Annotated in this window: 13 protein-coding genes; 11 read left to right on the top strand and 2 right to left on the bottom strand. The window is 65.0% G+C overall.

The window, feature by feature from the left end; genetic code table 11:
* Positions 1-54 precede the first annotated feature (54 nt).
* The 4 genes from pstS to pstB all read left to right on the top strand — a co-directional run bounded on the left by pstS (position 55) and on the right by pstB (position 4,075).
* Complete coding sequence (gene pstS / locus GFD18_RS04340) at positions 55-1,188, top strand: phosphate ABC transporter substrate-binding protein PstS (RefSeq protein WP_163198280.1); 1,134 nt, start codon at positions 55-57, stop codon at positions 1,186-1,188.
* A gap of 116 nt (positions 1,189-1,304) precedes the next feature.
* Positions 1,305-2,264, top strand: coding sequence for a phosphate ABC transporter permease subunit PstC (pstC, locus tag GFD18_RS04335; protein WP_163198278.1), 960 nt, complete (start codon positions 1,305-1,307; stop codon positions 2,262-2,264).
* Entirely contained in the window at positions 2,264-3,256 is a 993-nt protein-coding gene (pstA, locus tag GFD18_RS04330) for a phosphate ABC transporter permease PstA (protein WP_163198276.1), read from the top strand. Before pstC ends, pstA begins: the two co-directional genes overlap by 1 nt.
* A gap of 39 nt (positions 3,257-3,295) precedes the next feature.
* A complete protein-coding gene (pstB, locus tag GFD18_RS04325) occupies positions 3,296-4,075 on the top strand; it encodes a phosphate ABC transporter ATP-binding protein PstB (RefSeq protein ID WP_100510089.1) in 780 nt (259 codons plus the stop codon).
* Between the two features lie 864 nt (positions 4,076-4,939).
* Here the strand turns inward: pstB and GFD18_RS04320 are convergent.
* The gene (locus GFD18_RS04320) at positions 4,940-6,022 is read right to left on the bottom strand and encodes an aggregation-promoting factor C-terminal-like domain-containing protein (protein ID WP_163198273.1); all 1,083 of its coding nucleotides are present in this window, start codon (positions 6,020-6,022) and stop codon (positions 4,940-4,942) included.
* Between the two features lie 189 nt (positions 6,023-6,211).
* Positions 6,212-6,544, bottom strand: a complete 333-nt coding sequence (trxA, locus tag GFD18_RS04315; RefSeq protein WP_100510087.1) for a thioredoxin — start codon at positions 6,542-6,544, stop codon at positions 6,212-6,214.
* 164 nt (positions 6,545-6,708) lie between these two features.
* On the opposite strand from trxA, the gene GFD18_RS04310 reads away from it, so the two are divergent.
* From GFD18_RS04310 to GFD18_RS04280, 7 genes are all read left to right on the top strand, one after another.
* Positions 6,709-7,332 (top strand): NUDIX hydrolase family protein, encoded by a 624-nt coding sequence (locus GFD18_RS04310; RefSeq protein WP_163198271.1) that lies wholly within the window; start codon positions 6,709-6,711, stop codon positions 7,330-7,332.
* 31 nt (positions 7,333-7,363) lie between these two features.
* Complete coding sequence (locus GFD18_RS04305) at positions 7,364-8,242, top strand: alpha/beta fold hydrolase (protein WP_318644315.1); 879 nt, start codon at positions 7,364-7,366, stop codon at positions 8,240-8,242.
* A gap of 64 nt (positions 8,243-8,306) precedes the next feature.
* Positions 8,307-9,380, top strand: a complete 1,074-nt coding sequence (gene nudC / locus GFD18_RS04300; protein ID WP_163198269.1) for an NAD(+) diphosphatase — start codon at positions 8,307-8,309, stop codon at positions 9,378-9,380.
* Positions 9,381-9,635: 255 nt separating this feature from the next.
* Entirely contained in the window at positions 9,636-11,237 is a 1,602-nt protein-coding gene (locus tag GFD18_RS04295) for a L,D-transpeptidase (protein ID WP_163198267.1), read from the top strand.
* Between the two features lie 24 nt (positions 11,238-11,261).
* Positions 11,262-11,687 carry a glycine cleavage system protein GcvH gene (gcvH, locus tag GFD18_RS04290; protein WP_163198265.1) on the top strand — a complete coding sequence of 142 codons (426 nt, stop codon included), beginning with the start codon at positions 11,262-11,264 and terminating at the stop codon, positions 11,685-11,687.
* 78 nt (positions 11,688-11,765) lie between these two features.
* Positions 11,766-13,025 carry an App1 family protein gene (locus GFD18_RS04285; RefSeq protein WP_100510082.1) on the top strand — a complete coding sequence of 420 codons (1,260 nt, stop codon included), beginning with the start codon at positions 11,766-11,768 and terminating at the stop codon, positions 13,023-13,025.
* Between the two features lie 188 nt (positions 13,026-13,213).
* Positions 13,214-15,655 (top strand): S9 family peptidase, encoded by a 2,442-nt coding sequence (locus tag GFD18_RS04280; protein WP_163198263.1) that lies wholly within the window; start codon positions 13,214-13,216, stop codon positions 15,653-15,655.
* Positions 15,656-15,676: the final 21 nt, after the last annotated feature.

Raw genomic sequence — 15,676 nt, 5'->3', positions numbered from 1 at the left:
CGCACGGCGGCCCCGGACCTGCCGGGGACGCGGACAGACAAGAGGGAATAAGTTATGCGAAAGAATCTTCTGCTTCGCTCCATGGCCGTGGTTTCCGGCCTGGCAATGATGGCTTCTCTGGCGGCCTGCGGCGACAACGCCCCGGCCGGTAGCTCCTCCTCCAGCTCCAGCGCCTCCGGCACCCAGCTGAGCGGCGAGTTCTCCGGCGCCGGCGCCTCCTCCCAGAAGAGCGCCGTCGATGCCTGGATCGCCGGCTTCGGCGCCAAGCAGCCCAACGCCAAGATCGCCTACGATCCGTCCGGATCCGGCGCCGGCGTGAGCACCTTCCTGACCGGCGCCACCGTGTGGGCCGGCTCCGACGCCCCGCTCGAGGCCGATCAGGTCGAGCAGTCCAAGAGCGTGTGCGAAGGCAAGACCGCCTTCGACGTGCCGGTCTACATCTCCCCGATCGCCATCGTCTACAACCTCAAGTCGGCCGGCCTCAACGGCACCGACAAGCACCTGAACATGGACGCCGCCACGCTGGCTAAGATTTTCGACGGCAAGATCACCAAGTGGAACGATCCGGCCATCGCCAAGCAGAACCCCGACGCCAAGCTTCCGTCCACCGACATCACCGTGGTTCACCGTTCCGACAAGTCCGGCACCACCAAGAACTTCCTGAGCTACATCAAGGACGCCGCCGGCGACTCCAACTGGAAGTACGAGGTCGGCGAGAACTGGCCGAACAACGTCGGCCAGGGCGGCAAGGGCACCTCCGGTGTGATCTCCACCGTCAACCAGGCCGAAGGCACCATCGGCTACGCCGACGCCTCCCAGGCCGGCGACCTCGGCACCGTGGCCGTCAAGGTTGGCGAGAAGTACGTGCCGTACTCGGCCGAAGCCGCCGCCAAGGTCGTGGACGCCTCCCCGAAGGACGACACCGCCAAGGGTGATAACCGCGTGGTCATCAAGCTCGACCACAAGACCACCGAGGACGGCGCCTACCCGGTCGTGCTCGTCTCCTACGACGTCGCCTGCCCCACCTACAAGGACGCCAACAAGGCCGAGTTCGCCAAGCAGTGGCTCAGCTACGTGGTGAGTGACGAGGGCCAGCAGACCGCCGCCACCAACGCCGGCTCCGCCCCGATGTCCGACACGCTGCGCGCTCAGGTCCAGAAGTCCATCGACGCCATCCAGACCAAGTAACCCATCCGGGTTCGCGTCCCCATCGCTTCATCTACGCGAAATCACGACGGTGATGTCGTCAGGAAGTGGTGGGGGCGCCTTCTCGTTTCTACCAACCATCATTGAAGGAGAATGAGGTGACTTCTCAAACTACGTCGGAGGTAGGTGGCGCCGTCAAGGACGGCAAAACCGCCGACAAAGTGTTCAAGGGAGTGGCCTACGCCTGCGGCATCCTGATTCTTGTCGCGCTGGCGGCCGTGTTCATCTTCCTGTTCGTCCGCGCCCTGCCGCTGCTCGTCGGCGACCAGGCCGCCAACAAGGCGACCATCGAGAACTTCTCCGGTGGCACCGCCCATAACTTCCTGCAGTACGTCGGCCCGCTCGTGTTCGGAACCATTCTGGTCTCCGCGCTCGCACTGATCATCGCGTTCTTCATCGCGGTGGGCATCGCACTGTTCATCTCCCACTACGCCTCGCCGAAGCTGTCGGCCGTGCTCTCGGCCGTCATCGACCTGCTGGCCGCCATCCCCTCCGTCATCTACGGTCTGTGGGGCGGTCTGATTCTCGTGCCGCACATCGTCGGCGTATGGAACTGGTTCGCCAAGTACCTCGGCTGGACGTACATCTTCGGCGGTCCGGCCTCGAACCCGCCGCGTACGGTCGCCACGGTCGCCGTGGTGCTGGCCGTGATGATCCTGCCGATCATCACCTCCGTCTCGCGTGACATCTTCCTGCAGACCCCGGCCCTCCAGCAGGAGGCCGCCCTGGCGCTCGGCGCCACCAAGTGGGAGATGATCAAGCTGGCCGTCATTCCGTTCGGCAAGTCCGGCGTGATCTCCGCCTCCATGCTCGGCCTCGGCCGCGCACTCGGCGAGACGATGGCCGTGCTCATGATCCTGTCCCCGGGCATGCTGTACTCCTTCAGGCTGCTGCAGGCCTCCCAGAGCCAGACCATCGCAGCCAACATCGCCGCGCAGTTCCCCGAGGCCAACGACCTCGGTGTGAGCACGCTGATCGCCACCGGTCTCGTGCTGTTCGTCATCACGTTCATCGTGAACTATGCGGCACGCAAGATCACGGATAGGAAGGACGCCTGATGACCGCCGCAGCAACCAATCCCGAATTCCATCGCGGACCGCAGCCCGACTTCGACAAGTTCAAGCCCAGCCGCTCCTCCATCCAGGCGCGTAAGTACAAGGACATCGCCATGCGTGTCCTCATCTACATCGCGTTCCTCATCGCGCTGGTCCCGCTCATCTCCGTGCTGTGGACCTGCCTCGCCGAAGGCTACAAGCGTCTTGACGGCTACTTCCTGAGCCACAACATGGTCGGCGTCATCGGCGGCATGTATCCGTACGGCGGCATCCTCCACGCCATCATCGGCACCGTGGAGATCACGTTCGGCGCCATGGTCATCTCCATCCCGATCGGCCTCATGTGCGCCGTCTACCTCGTGGAATACGCGCAGAAGGGCGCGCTGTCGAAGACCATCTCCCTGCTGGTCGACGTGATGAGCGGCATCCCGTCCATCGTCGCCGGTCTGTTCGCCTTCTCGCTGTTCACCATCCTGCTCGGCCCCGGCACCGTCAACGGCTTCGTCGGTTCGGTGGCGTTGTCGCTGCTCATGATCCCGACCGTGGTGAAGACCAGCGAGGAGATGCTCAAGATCGTGCCGAACGATCTTCGTGAATGCTCCTACGCACTGGGCGTCACCAAGCAGCGCACCATCACCAAGATCGTGCTGCGCACCGCGCTTCCGGGCATCGTCTCCGGCGTGATCCTCGCCATCGCGCGAGTCATCGGCGAGACCGCCCCGCTGCTCATCGCCTCCGGCTTCATCGCCAACACGAACTTCAACCTCTTCTCCGGTCGTATGACGACGCTGCCGGTGTACGTCTACAACGAATACTCCCAGGGTCTGGCCACCTGCACGCCCGCCGCGCTCAAGCTCAACCCGCCGTGCCTGCCGGGCATCCGTATGGAACGTGCATGGGCCGCCGCCCTCGTGCTGATCCTCATCGTGCTGCTGCTGAACGTCATCGGCCGCATCGTGGCCAAGGTGTTCTCGGTCGAAGGCACGCAGAAGTAATCGAGTAATCGCCGTCACTGGAAAACATAAGGAAAGAACATGGGACAACGAATTGATGTCAACCATCTGAACGTCTACTACGGCGACTTCCTGGCCGTCGAGGACGTCAACATGAAGATCGAGCCGAACAAGGTCACCGCCTTCATCGGCCCCTCCGGCTGTGGCAAGTCCACCGTGCTGCGCACCCTCGACCGCATGCACGAGATCATCCCCGGCGCCCACGTCACCGGCGAGGTGCTGCTCGAAGGCAAGAACCTCTATGGCCCCGGCGTCGACCCGGTCGCCGTCCGTCGTGACGTCGGCATGGTGTTCCAGCGCCCGAACCCGTTCCCCACGATGTCCATCCGTGAGAACGTGCTTGCCGGCATGAAGCTCAACAACCGCTCCGTCGACAAGAAGGACGCCGACGAGCTCGTCGAATGGGCCCTGCGCGGCGCCAACCTGTGGGACGAGGTCAAGGACCGTCTCGACAACCCCGGCATCGGCCTCTCCGGCGGCCAGCAGCAGCGTCTGTGCATCGCCCGCGCCGTGGCCGTCCACCCGCAGGTGCTGCTCATGGACGAGCCCTGCTCCGCCCTTGACCCGATTTCGACGCTCGCCGTCGAGGATCTGATCAACGAGCTGAAGAAGGACTACACGATCGTCATCGTGACCCACAACATGCAGCAGGCCGCCCGTGTGTCCGACTACACCGCCTTCTTCAACCTCAAGGAGATCGGCCAGCCCGGTCATCTCGTCGAGATGAACGAGACCAAGGTCATCTTTGAGAACCCGCACGAGGAAGACACCGAGCGTTACATCTCCGGCCGCTTCGGCTGATCCTCACCGTTGGGGGACCGTCCGCAGTCGTTCCCATCCGTTGCGCTCCGGTGCCGGGCCGCCGGCGATATCAATCGTCCGGTGTTCGGTCTCGCGGCGTGACGGAGGGAAACGCAGGGTCCGAGGGCTTCGACTCGTCATTCATTCATGAGTGCAACGCGGAATGACGGGCCGGACGCCTGATGGGCCGCGGCCCCCAACGGATCGACTCTTCCCCTGTCGTTCTGTTTCTTCTCTCCGACGGGGGATACCAAGACTCCTGTACTGCCTCGCGCAGACAGGAGTTTTTGCATATCATGCGGCCGGTGCATATTCGATTGCAGCGTATATGGCTGACGTTGCATATGCGGCCGTGGTGCATATGCAACGCATGCGCGAGGCTTCCGAACCCATCCTCGCGGTCTTCCGCCGTATTCCCGGAATCTCCGGCACATGCCGCACGGTGCATGCCTGTACGCGATGTTTGCAGACCCTGCAGAATACCGTCGTCAAGACGAATCGAATGAAACCATGCCCCAAGAAATACAAATCGGGTTTGTGGGCCTATGCAATCAGATTTTATGGGTCTAGGGCATCAGCTTTGTGGGTCAAGACATGCGCGGGGACCCGAAAATCCCCTCCTCGTGAGCGGATGGACCCGCTTTCGTATTCCGACGACCGATCAGACCCACAAACCTCTATTTGGTTCCCATTGGTTCCCATTTGATGACGCGATGGACCCACAAGCCCGACCGGATTGACGGGGCGGCCAGTCGACGGTGGTATTGCCGCCGATATATGCCGAGGTCCCGGCACCTCAGGGGAAGTGCCGGGACCTCGGTTGCGGAGATTCGATATTCGTGAATCGGCGCGGAGTCGCGCGAATCAGTAGTTGTGGTTGGCGAGCCAGTAGTTGTAGGCTCCCTGCACGCTGCCGTATCGTTCGTTGCAGTAGCTGAGGAACCACTTGAGCTGCGTCTGGTAGTTGGTCTGCCAGTCGGCGCCGGCGGACGACATCTTGCTGCCCGGCAGGGCCTGTGGCAGGCCGTATGCGCCGGAGGACGGGTTCGTGGCGGTCGGATCCCAGCCGGACTCGTGGTTGATGATGTACACGGTGGCGGAGAAGTCGGCCTCGCTGTAGCCGTTGGCGAGCAGATAGTCATGCGCCCACTTCTGCATGTCGCTGGCCGGGACCGTGGTGCCCAGGTTCGAGGAGCCGGTGGAGCTCGACGACGAGGACGAAGAGGAAGAGGAGGACGACGAAGACGAGGAATCGGACTGCGTGCTGCCGGTGCCGATGAGGATGACCTTCGACTTCGGGGCCTTCTTAACCCATGCGCTCAGCGTGTTCGAGGAGGTGACCTTGCCGCCGGCCTTGGTGACCAGGTTGGTCATCTGCATGATGCCCTTCTCGCCTTCCTCCTGCACCTTCTTGGTGCCGGCGGGCAGCGCGTCGGTCTTCTTCTCGACGGTGTTGAAGGCGATGGCCTTCTCGGCGGTCTCGATGGAGGAGCCGGCACGGTCGATGGTGATGACCGTGGACTCGTTCACCTTGGTCGTCAGGCTGGGGGAGACGGCGTCATCGGGCTCGAGGGTGATGTTGCCCTGGTCGAGCACGGACTTGACGTCGGTGAAGTTCTCGCCGAGCACCACGCGGGAGTTGCCGTTGATGACGACCTTCACATAGGACGTGTTCGCGTCGGCGCCACGCAGGCCCGCCTTGATGTCGGCGCGGGCGTCGCCACGGGACGCGGCCTGGAACTGGTTGACCTCGTCGCTCTTCGTGGCGGAATACGAGGTGATGGACGACGTGTTCGTACGGTTCGTGTTGCTCGTGTAGAAGTCACGGGAGACGAAACCCCCGGTGATCAGCAGCGCAGCGGCGGCGGCTCCCGCCCCCAGACGAATCCACTGACGACGGGTGATGCGCTTGAGAATAAAAGCCTTTTCCTTGCGGTGGCTTGCCATGAATCTCCTTACGTAGACCTACAGAGTCTCACACAACATCCATATCTTACCGACCCATGATGACGGCGGCAAAAAAATCAGCGCGCCGTATGCGACAACGACGCGCCGAATGTGATAAAAAAGATTATTTCGACGATTCGTCCGACGGTCGCGACCGCGACCGCGTCGGACGGATGATCGTCATGGCCGTCAGGCCGCGGGAGTCTCCTCCTTGACCTTGTCGATCAGCGTGTCCAGATCGGACGCGCGCAGCGCGCCGGCCTGCTTGAAGACCACCTCGCCGTTCTTGAGGACGATGAGCGTCGGCACCGCGGAGATGCCGGCGGCCTCGGCCAGACCCTGCTGCTGGTCGATGTCCACCTTGGTGAACCACACGTCGTCATGGGATTCGGAGGCCTTCTCGTAGATCGGGCCGAATGCGCGGCACGGGCCGCACCACGTGGCCCAGAAGTCGATGAACACCAGCGGGTGCTCCTTGACGGTGGTTTCGAAATTCTCGGCGGTCAACTCGTGCGTGGCCATGGTGCCTCCCTAACGGATCATGGAAGATTGACGGAACAAAGGGCGTCGCCGCAAGGGCGACGACATACGTACATAAGCATCTCATAGCGTGGCCGCGACACAAGACCCTATTGCTTACGGCGCATAGACATGCAAAGGTCATACGGCGGTCTGATAATAAGGGCATGCCTGTGCTGAATGACGAAGTGCCCGACGAGGGCGACTACGACGCGTCGCGCCGTCGCGGCGAATTCGACGACATCACCCCCGACGATTTCATCCGCGGATCGGGGCACGACAACCCGCCGGGATGGCTGGACTCCTCCGACATCGACCGTGCGCGCCGCCAGCTGCCGATCGTCTATGTGGAGATCGTGCCCGTGCGCACCGACGAGCTCGGCCGCATATCCAAGGTCGGCACGCTGCTGCACGCCGGCGACGACAGCGCCATCGAACGCACGCTGATCACCGGTCGCGTGCTGTTCCACGAATCGTTGCGCGAGGCCGTGGCCCGCAACATCGCCAAGGACCTGGGCGACATCGCGCTGCCCATCCTGCCGGTCTCGCTGCAGCCGTTCACCGTGGCCGAGTTCTTCCCCACGCCCGGCGTCTCCGAGTTCTACGATCCCCGTCAGCACGCCGTGGCCCTGTGCTATGTGGTGCCGATCGCCGGCGACTGCAAGCCGCAGGACGAGACGCTCGACGTGGAATGGGTGAGTCCCGCCGAAGTGCTGCGCCCCGACTACCTGGCGCAGATGCCCGGCGGCCACGACCGCATCATCCGCCGCGCGCTGGCCTGGGCCGAATAGACGCAACCGAACATACCGAGGTGATTTCTTCATGACCATCGACAACCCCGCGACCATGACGATTCTGAACACCGTGTACCGCGACGTCCCCGCCGTCGAAGGCTCGCCGACGCCGGTGGTACTGGTGCACGCGTTCCCCGTGGACCATCGCGTATGGGACGTATGCGCCGGCCGTCTGGCCGCAATGGCCGACGAACAGGGCGCGGCGCCGTTCGCCGTCTACGGGCTGGAGATGCCGGGCGCCGGCAAGTGCCCCATCCCCGGTGCCGAACAGACCGGGCCGGTCGCCGCCGACGGCGCCTACCCCGAGGCCATGGACCGCATGGCCGAATCCTTCGTCGCGGCCCTCAAGGCCACGGGCTACGACAAGGCCGTATGGGTGGGCATCTCGATGGGAGGCTACCTCACGCTCGCGGTGCACCGCCTGCACCCCGAAGCCGTAGCCGGCGTGGTGCTGTGCGACACCAAGTCCGAAGGCGACGGCCCCGAGGCCCGCGCCAACCGCCTGCGCATCGCCGACGAATGCGAGACGCACGACACCGTCGAGCCGGTCATGCACTTCGCCAAGCCGCAGCCGGGCGACTCCGCGCTCAAGCGCTCGCAGGGCTTCATCGACCTGTTCAGCGGCTGGATCGGCGAACAGGACCCCAAGGGCGTGGCATGGCGCCAGCGCATGGCGGCCGGACGCCCCGACGAGACCCCGCAGCTCGCGAAGATCGCCGTTCCCGCCGGGCTCGTCTCCGGCACGCTCGACCCCTCCAGCGCCCCGGACCGCATGCGCCCCATGGCCGAGGCGATGACCGCCACCGACCCCGTGTTCACCGTGGTCGACGACGCCGGCCACTTCACCTGCGTGGAAAAGCCCGACGTGGTGGCGCAGGCCATCCTCGACGTCCAGCGCCGCGCCTGAGCCCACGACCGTCGGCGCCGCGGACGATGCGGACGACACAGCCGACATAGCAGTAAGGATTGTCATGACCGATTCCATCGACCCCGTATTCTCGCCGCTGGCGCTCACCCAGGCGCTGCCGTTCCTGCCTCTGGCGCAGGGCACCATCGACTATGAGGTCGACCGGCGCGGCGAGGAGGGCCTCATCGACACCGTGCTCGGCGAGACCGCCACCCAGGTGATGCTCATCAGCAACGGACTCATCGCCGTGCCCAAGGGCGACGCCGCGAAGGTCGAATACGACGTGGCGAAGATCCGTCCCGCACTGGTCCCCGGCCCCTACGTGCGCGCCGAGCTGCGCGCGCACCGCGGCGTCACCGCCATCTTCCTCGGCACCGACCGGCTCGGCGCCGCGCCGGAGACGCACTACGTGGCCCTCGACATCACCCGCGCCGCCTCCGACATCCCCGGCAGCCAGTTCGGCGCCGACCACACCTTCGGCCGCGACGACGACTCCCTGATAGGCAAGGCCGCGGCCCGCTTCGACTGGGTCGACCTGCGTGGCTTCGCGCCGCACGTCGGCTCGCGCGACGCCGGCCTCGCCACCAGCGCCGTCACCGTCGGCATCTGGCACAACCGCCAGCGCTTCTGCCCCTGCTGCGGCTCGCCCGTGGAGCCGGCGCTCGCCGGATGGGCGCAGCGCTGCACCAACGCCTCTGACGGCAACCGCATCCTGTTCCCGCGCATCGAGCCGGCGGTCATCACCGCCATCGTGGACTCCTCGGACCGTCTGCTCCTGCAGCACAACGCCGCATGGAAGGACAACCTCTACTCCGTCTCCGCCGGATTCGTGGAGGCCGGCGAGAACCTCGAGCACGCCGCCCGCCGCGAGGCCAAGGAGGAGACCGGCATCACGCTGGGCGAGGTGAAGTACCTCGGCTCCCAGCCATGGCCGTTCCCCGCCTCGCTGATGATGGCGTTCAAGGCCCGCGCGCTGACCACCGAGGTCCGCGTGGACCACGAGGAGACGGCCGACGCCCGGTGGTTCACCCGCGACGAGTTCACCGACGCGATGATCATGGGGCGCATCAAGGTGCCCGGCAAGGCCACCATCGCCCGGTACATGCTCGAGGAATGGTACGGCCGGCCCCTGCAATAAGGTCAATAAGGTCATTGTCGTCTGGCGGCCGGCTTCGGGGCCGCGTCGCGGGGCGAGGCACCCCCGCCCTCGATACGTGGTGTCCGGCGGCCATGCGAATCGTCCACTGTGCCCTGCAATGGACACGGTCTCCCTCGACGGACACAGTTCTCCCGCGCGTTCGTTGTCGGATTAATCACAATTACGGCCCTCGGGAAATGTCATTTGCGCGGGTATAGTTGGGAACGTTGAAAATACACGAGAAATGGGAAGATCATGACTAACGAACAGAACTTCGAGAACGGGAGGCCCGAACAGGGCGCGTCCTTCGATTTTCTTTCGTCCGCCTCTGCGCCGGACGAGGCGCAGACCGTAACGATGGCCCCCCTGCCGGCATCGGCGTCTGGTGATGTGTTCAACGGCGCCGCGACCGTGAGGACGAAGAAGAAGCCGGTCGGGCTGATCGTCGCGCTTACCCTGCTGGTTGTGGTCCTCGCCGCATTCGCCGGCTACATCATCGGCGGACAGTACTACTTCAAGGACAAGGCCGCCCCCGGCGTGCGCCTCGGCACCATCTCCGTCGCCGGCCAGACCTCCGACGAACTGAAGAACACGGTGACCGACGCCGTGCGCAACTCCTCTGTCAAGGTGACCGTCAAGGGCGGCGCCTCGACCACCGCCTCGCTCACCGACCTCGGCGTGAGCGTGAACGTGGACAAGACCGTCAACGACCTGATGAACGCCAACAAGGAGAACTTCATCAGCACGGTCAACCCCTTCGCCAAGACCTCGGTCTCCCTGGAGACCAGCGGCGACAAGCTCGCCATGACCACCTTCCTCTCCGACAAGCTGATCGGCGAGGACTCCCGCGTGGTCAACGCCACCGTCAAGTACGATTCGTCCGCCAAGAAGTTCGTCGTGTCCAACAGCCGCGACGGCGAGTCGCCGAAGATCGCCCCCGTCCAGCAGGCCGTCAACGCCATCAAGGCCGAGCCCGGCGACACCAAGTCCGTCGAGATCGGCACCGAGACCATCAAGGCCCCAATCAGCGACGCCACCGCCACGAAGGCCGCCGACGACGCGAACGCGCGTCTGGCGAGCCAGCTCGTCATCTCGAACGGCGACACCAAGACGTTCACCATCCCCGCCGACCAGATCGCCACGTGGATCAAGGTGAACGAGGACCCGACCAAGGGCACCATCGCCCTCTCGTATGACGAGAGCGCCATCAACTCCTACCTGTCCAGCACGCTGCCCGACGCCCTGAACCAGAAGATGGTCGCCGAGCAGAACGTCGTCAACACGGCCGGCACCGTGATCACCACCGACGTCAAGGGCGTCAACGGCGTGGAGGTCAACAGCGACGCCTCCGCCACCACCAAGCAGGTGTGCACGGCGCTGCGCAACGGCACCTCCGGCACCATCAAGGCCGACGCCAAGGTGGTCAAGTACGAGACCAAGTCGCGCAAGGTGCGCTACGACGTGCCGAACGGCGACCCGCACATGGTCATCAACCTCAGCGAGCAGAAGGCCTACGCCTACAAGGGCACCACCCTGGTGAACACCTTCAACGTCTCCACCGGCAAGCCCTCCACGCCCACCGACAACGGCACCTTCTTCGTGCACACCAAGTACGAGAGCCAGACGATGCGCGGCGAGGACTACGTGACGCCGAACGTGCCGTGGGTCACCTACTACAACGAGGGCGAAGGCTTCCACGGCGCCCCGTGGAACCCCGACGGCATCGCCAGCGGCACGCCCAAGTCGCACGGCTGCACCAACATGAACGTCGCGGACGCCAAGTGGGTCTACGACTTCATGCCGATCGGCGCGATGGTCGAAGTGACCGGCAGCACGCCCAGCGGCGCCGTGCGGTAAACGCCTGCGGGTACGCTTGGAGTCATGACTGACGAACAGCGTTATGACCATGAGCTGGCCGCAGCCGCCAGCAGCATCGAAGTGCCCGAGCACCTGAAGTATTCCGATGACCACGTGTGGCTCGACGATTCCGTCGACCCCGTGGTCATCGGCATTACTGAGCATGCCGCCGAGGAACTGGGCGACCTGGTGTTCATCGACTTCCCCGAGCCGGGAACCCGCGTCGAGGCCGGCGACGAGATCGTGTCGCTGGAATCCTCCAAGGCCGTCTCCCCGGTGATCAGCCCCGTCGCAGGCGAGGTGAAGTACGTCAACCGCGAGGCATACGACGATCCCTCCGTGGTCGATTCCGACCCGTACGGCGAGGGATGGCTGCTGAAGATCGCCCTTGACGACGACGAGCCCGACATGATGGACGCCGAGGAATACGTCGCCCTGCTGCGCAAGTAAGGACGCCTCCATGCGCCGCGCCCCGCCTTCGGGCGGCGCGGCGAGAACAAGACTATCGAAGACTACCTAAGGTTGACCATGGTCGATTCCCATTCCATCCATTCCCATGCTCCCTCCGGTCGCGGGACGGCGGCCGACGCCGATTCCGCTCCCGACACGGCCGTCGAGGCCGAGACCCCGATCGTCGCGCAGCCGTCCACGTCGAACTTCGACACGGCGAGCCGTCGCGAGCAGATCGACTTCAAGCCGTTGGCCGTGCGCGCCACACGCCGCGCCGTGACCCACACGTTCGGCCTGTGGAGCCTGTTCTCCACGGCCATCGCACGGCGTCTGGGATGGTATCCGCGCGTGGAGCCGTATGTGGGCTATGGCACCGGCGCGTATTCGCGGCTGATCTGCCGCACCGTATACGCTCCCGAGCAGCGCACCGCCGGTCTGGTCACACGCGGCATCCGCGCCGCGTTCATGGTCCCCGCCGCCGAGACGCAGGTGAAGATCAGCATCGACTCCATCCCCCTGGTCACCGTGCAGGTGGGGGATTCCGAACAGTACGACAAATTCGACAGCGCCCGCGAGCAGGGCAGCGAATTCGCCGTCTCCGATTCGCAGGGCTATCTCGACCTCGTGGCCGAGCGCGAGCTGACGCCCGGCAGGCATGACGTCTCCTACACGGTGGACCGCCGCCATCCGGTGCACTCCACGCTGTATACGATCCCGGCCGACGCGAAGGTCGGCATCATCTCCGACATCGACGACACGGTGATGGTCACGCAGGTGCCCACGCTGTGGCGGGCCGTGTTCAACATGCTGTTCCTCAACCCGCGCAAGCGCATGTCGGTGCCCTCGATGTCGGTGTTCTACTCCAAGCTGCGCGAGCTGTTCCCCGACGCCCCGTTCTTCTACCTGTCGACCTCGCCGTGGAACGTGGAGAGCTCCATCCGCCACTTCATCGAATACCACGGGTTCCCCGAAGGCCCGCTGCTGCTGCGCGACCTCGACCCGCGTCCGAAGACGTTCATCCCCTCCGGCGTGCAGCACAAGCTGGAGTTCGTCGAGCAGCTCATGGCCGACTTCCCCGAAATGCGGTTCATCCTCCTCGGCGACGACGGCCAGAAGGACCCGAGCACGTACGCCACCATCGCACAGCGCTACAAGGGCCGTGTGATCGCCATCGGCATCCGCCAGCTCAGTCCGCGCGACATGGGCCGGTCGCTGCCGCAGCGGGTCACCGGGCCGGTCGTGCCGGCACCCGTGCCCGACGTGCCGGTCTTCTACGGTCCGAACGGCGTCAATCTCATGAACACGATGATGCCGTATCTCAGGAACCTCTTCCACTGACGCGGAATCCCGATCGCGATTCATCGCTGTCCGATTCCACGTCGTCCATCCGATGGGGCCGCCGACGAATCGTCCGGCGGCCCCATCGCCGTCATTATCCGTCATCAATGACGTCAATCCATATGCTTCGTGACGAAAAACCGCCGAATTCTATAAGAAACCGATAAAAGCGTGGGATACTTGAGCGTATGACTGTGGACAATGGATGGACGGACGTCGCAGGGCTCAAGCCGCCGGAGGCCGTGAAGGAACCCAGCCGACGCCGCGCTCAAGGGGATACGTTCAGCGATCCGTACGAATGGATGCGCGACAAGGAATCCGACCGCGTGCAGGAGTACGTGGCCGCGCAGAACGCATACTGCGAGCAGCGCATGGCGGGATTGAAGACGCTGCGCGGCACGCTGTTCGAGGAGATTCGCTCCCGCGTGCAGCAGACCGACATGTCGGTGCCCACGCGCATGAACGGCTACTGGTACTACACGCGCACGCAGGAGGGCAAGCAGTACGGCATCCAGTGCCGCGTGCCCATCCGCGGCGCCGACGACTGGGATCCCCCGACCATCGCCGCGGCCGGCGGCGACCGGCCCGTCGGCGAGGAGATCGTCTTCGACTGCAACGAGGAGGCCGAGGGCCACCAGTTCTTCAGCATCGGCGGCATGGACATGAGCCATGACGGACGTCTCATGGCATATAGCGTGGATGTGACGGGCAACGAACGCTACGACCTGCGTATCCGCGACCTCGAAACGGGGGAGGACTTCCCCGAGACCATCCACGAGGTCGCCGGCGGCGGATGCATCACGCCCGACGGCAAATGGGTGTTCTACACGAAGGTCGACGCCGCATGGCGCCCCTACTGCGTCTGGCGTCACCGCGTCGGCACCAGCGCCGACGACGACGTGCAGGTGTATCACGACCCCGACGAGCGGTTCTGGGTGGGCGTCGGCATCTCGTTCGACGAACAGCAGATCATCGTCGAATCCGGGTCGAAGACCACGTCCGAGGTGCTGATGCTTTCGGTGGACGACCCCGAAGGCGAGTTCAAGCCGTTCATCGAACGCACCGAAGGCGTCGAATACGACGTGAGCTTCGCCGAGTTCGAGGACGAGGCCGGCAACATCCCCGTCGCCCTCGTGATCCACAACGTGTCGAACCCGAACTTCGAGATCGACGTCATCGACATGCGCACCCACCAGCCGCCGTACACGCTCGGCGAGGGCGTATGCGTGGCGCAGGGGTCGCTCGCCGGATGCGAGCCGCCGCACGGCGGCCGTCCGACGCCGCAGACCCGCGCCACCCGATACCAGTCCATCAGCACGCTGAGCGACATCCCCGACAATCCGGAGATCCTGCAGGGCGTGCAGGGACTGCGCATCGAGGGCATCGCCATGTACCGGCACTTCGTGGCGCTGTCGTACCGTGCCGACAGCCTGCCGCAGCTGGCCGTCATGCCCAAGCGCGCCGCCAAGGAGGACTTCCTCGCCGGCCGCCCGTGGGGATTCGGCGGCATCGTGCCGCGTGTGGACGGCAAGCTGTACTCCATCGGCATGAGCGGCAACCCCTCGTATGACGCGCCGCGCATGCGCTACACGACCGTGAGCTACACGCAGCCGGGCGAGCTGCATGAATACGATCCCGAGACCGACACCGACGTGCTGCTCAAGCGCGCCACCGTGCTCGGCGACTTCGACCCCGCAGACTACGCCGAAAAGCGCATGTGGGTGCGCGTGCGCGACGGCGAGCATGTGCCCGTCTCGCTGGTGTGGCGCCGCGGGCTCATCCCCGCGCTGGAGGGCGCGCGCGAGGGCCTGACCGACGAGGTCATCGAGGTGCCGCGCGAGCTGACGCTCTCGTACGAGGACATGTCGGCGCGCTACGACCGCCGCGAGGCGCCGATGTTCATCACCGGCTACGGCGCGTACGAGATCAGCTCCGACCCGAGCTTCTCCGTGCCGCGTCTGAGCCTGCTCGACCGAGGCGTGCTCTACGCCGTGCCGCATGTGCGCGGCGGCGGCGAGCTCGGCCGAGGCTGGTATGAGCAGGGCCGCAAGCTCAACAAGATGAACACGTTCATCGACTTCATCGACGTCACGGCCGCCCTGCAGCGCAACGGCATCGCCGACCCGAAGCGCACCGTGGCCAACGGCGGCTCGGCCGGCGGCCTGCTCATGGGCGCCGTGGCCAACATGGCGCCGCAGCTCTACGCGGGCATCGAGGCGGACGTGCCGTTCGTCGACGCGCTTACGTCCATCCTCGACACGTCGCTGCCGCTGACCGTCACCGAATGGGACGAGTGGGGCGACCCGCTGCACAACGCCGAGGTCTACCGCTACATGAAGCAGTACTCGCCGTACGAGAACGTGCAGGACGCCGACGAGCGCGAGCGCGAATACGGCACGAGGCACTTCCCTGCCATGTTCATCACCACGTCGATGAACGACACGCGCGTGCTCTACGTGGAACCGCTCAAGTGGATCGCCCGCCTGCAGGAGCCGGACGCCGAGGTCGACGCCGTGGCGAAGATCGAGGTGGAGGCCGGCCATGGCGGCGTGACGGGCCGTTACAAGCGCTGGCAGGAGATCTCCTACGAAAACGCCTGGTGCCTCTCCGCCATGGGCATCGAGGAGTAGAACGAGGACCGGCCGGCTCCC

It is taken from the genome of Bifidobacterium saimiriisciurei (assembly GCF_010667655.1).
Lineage (GTDB): Bacteria > Actinomycetota > Actinomycetes > Actinomycetales > Bifidobacteriaceae > Galliscardovia > Galliscardovia saimiriisciurei.
The sequence above is the reverse complement of the archived record's forward strand: the minus strand, read 5'-3'. Positions and strand labels throughout refer to the sequence as shown.

What these genes read in the sequence shown, in the direction of transcription:
- pstS (WP_163198280.1), top strand. Translation starts at nt 55, where the DNA reads ATGCGAAAGAATCTTCTGCTTCGCTCCATGGCCGTGGTTTCCGGCCTG.
- pstA (WP_163198276.1), top strand. Translation starts at nt 2,264, where the DNA reads ATGACCGCCGCAGCAACCAATCCCGAATTCCATCGCGGACCGCAGCCC.
- pstB (WP_100510089.1), top strand. Translation starts at nt 3,296, where the DNA reads ATGGGACAACGAATTGATGTCAACCATCTGAACGTCTACTACGGCGAC.
- GFD18_RS04320 (WP_163198273.1), bottom strand. Translation starts at nt 6,022, where the DNA reads ATGGCAAGCCACCGCAAGGAAAAGGCTTTTATTCTCAAGCGCATCACC.
- trxA (WP_100510087.1), bottom strand. Translation starts at nt 6,544, where the DNA reads ATGGCCACGCACGAGTTGACCGCCGAGAATTTCGAAACCACCGTCAAG.
- GFD18_RS04310 (WP_163198271.1), top strand. Translation starts at nt 6,709, where the DNA reads ATGCCTGTGCTGAATGACGAAGTGCCCGACGAGGGCGACTACGACGCG.
- GFD18_RS04305 (WP_318644315.1), top strand. Translation starts at nt 7,364, where the DNA reads ATGACCATCGACAACCCCGCGACCATGACGATTCTGAACACCGTGTAC.
- nudC (WP_163198269.1), top strand. Translation starts at nt 8,307, where the DNA reads ATGACCGATTCCATCGACCCCGTATTCTCGCCGCTGGCGCTCACCCAG.
- GFD18_RS04295 (WP_163198267.1), top strand. Translation starts at nt 9,636, where the DNA reads ATGACTAACGAACAGAACTTCGAGAACGGGAGGCCCGAACAGGGCGCG.
- gcvH (WP_163198265.1), top strand. Translation starts at nt 11,262, where the DNA reads ATGACTGACGAACAGCGTTATGACCATGAGCTGGCCGCAGCCGCCAGC.
- GFD18_RS04285 (WP_100510082.1), top strand. Translation starts at nt 11,766, where the DNA reads ATGGTCGATTCCCATTCCATCCATTCCCATGCTCCCTCCGGTCGCGGG.
- GFD18_RS04280 (WP_163198263.1), top strand. Translation starts at nt 13,214, where the DNA reads ATGACTGTGGACAATGGATGGACGGACGTCGCAGGGCTCAAGCCGCCG.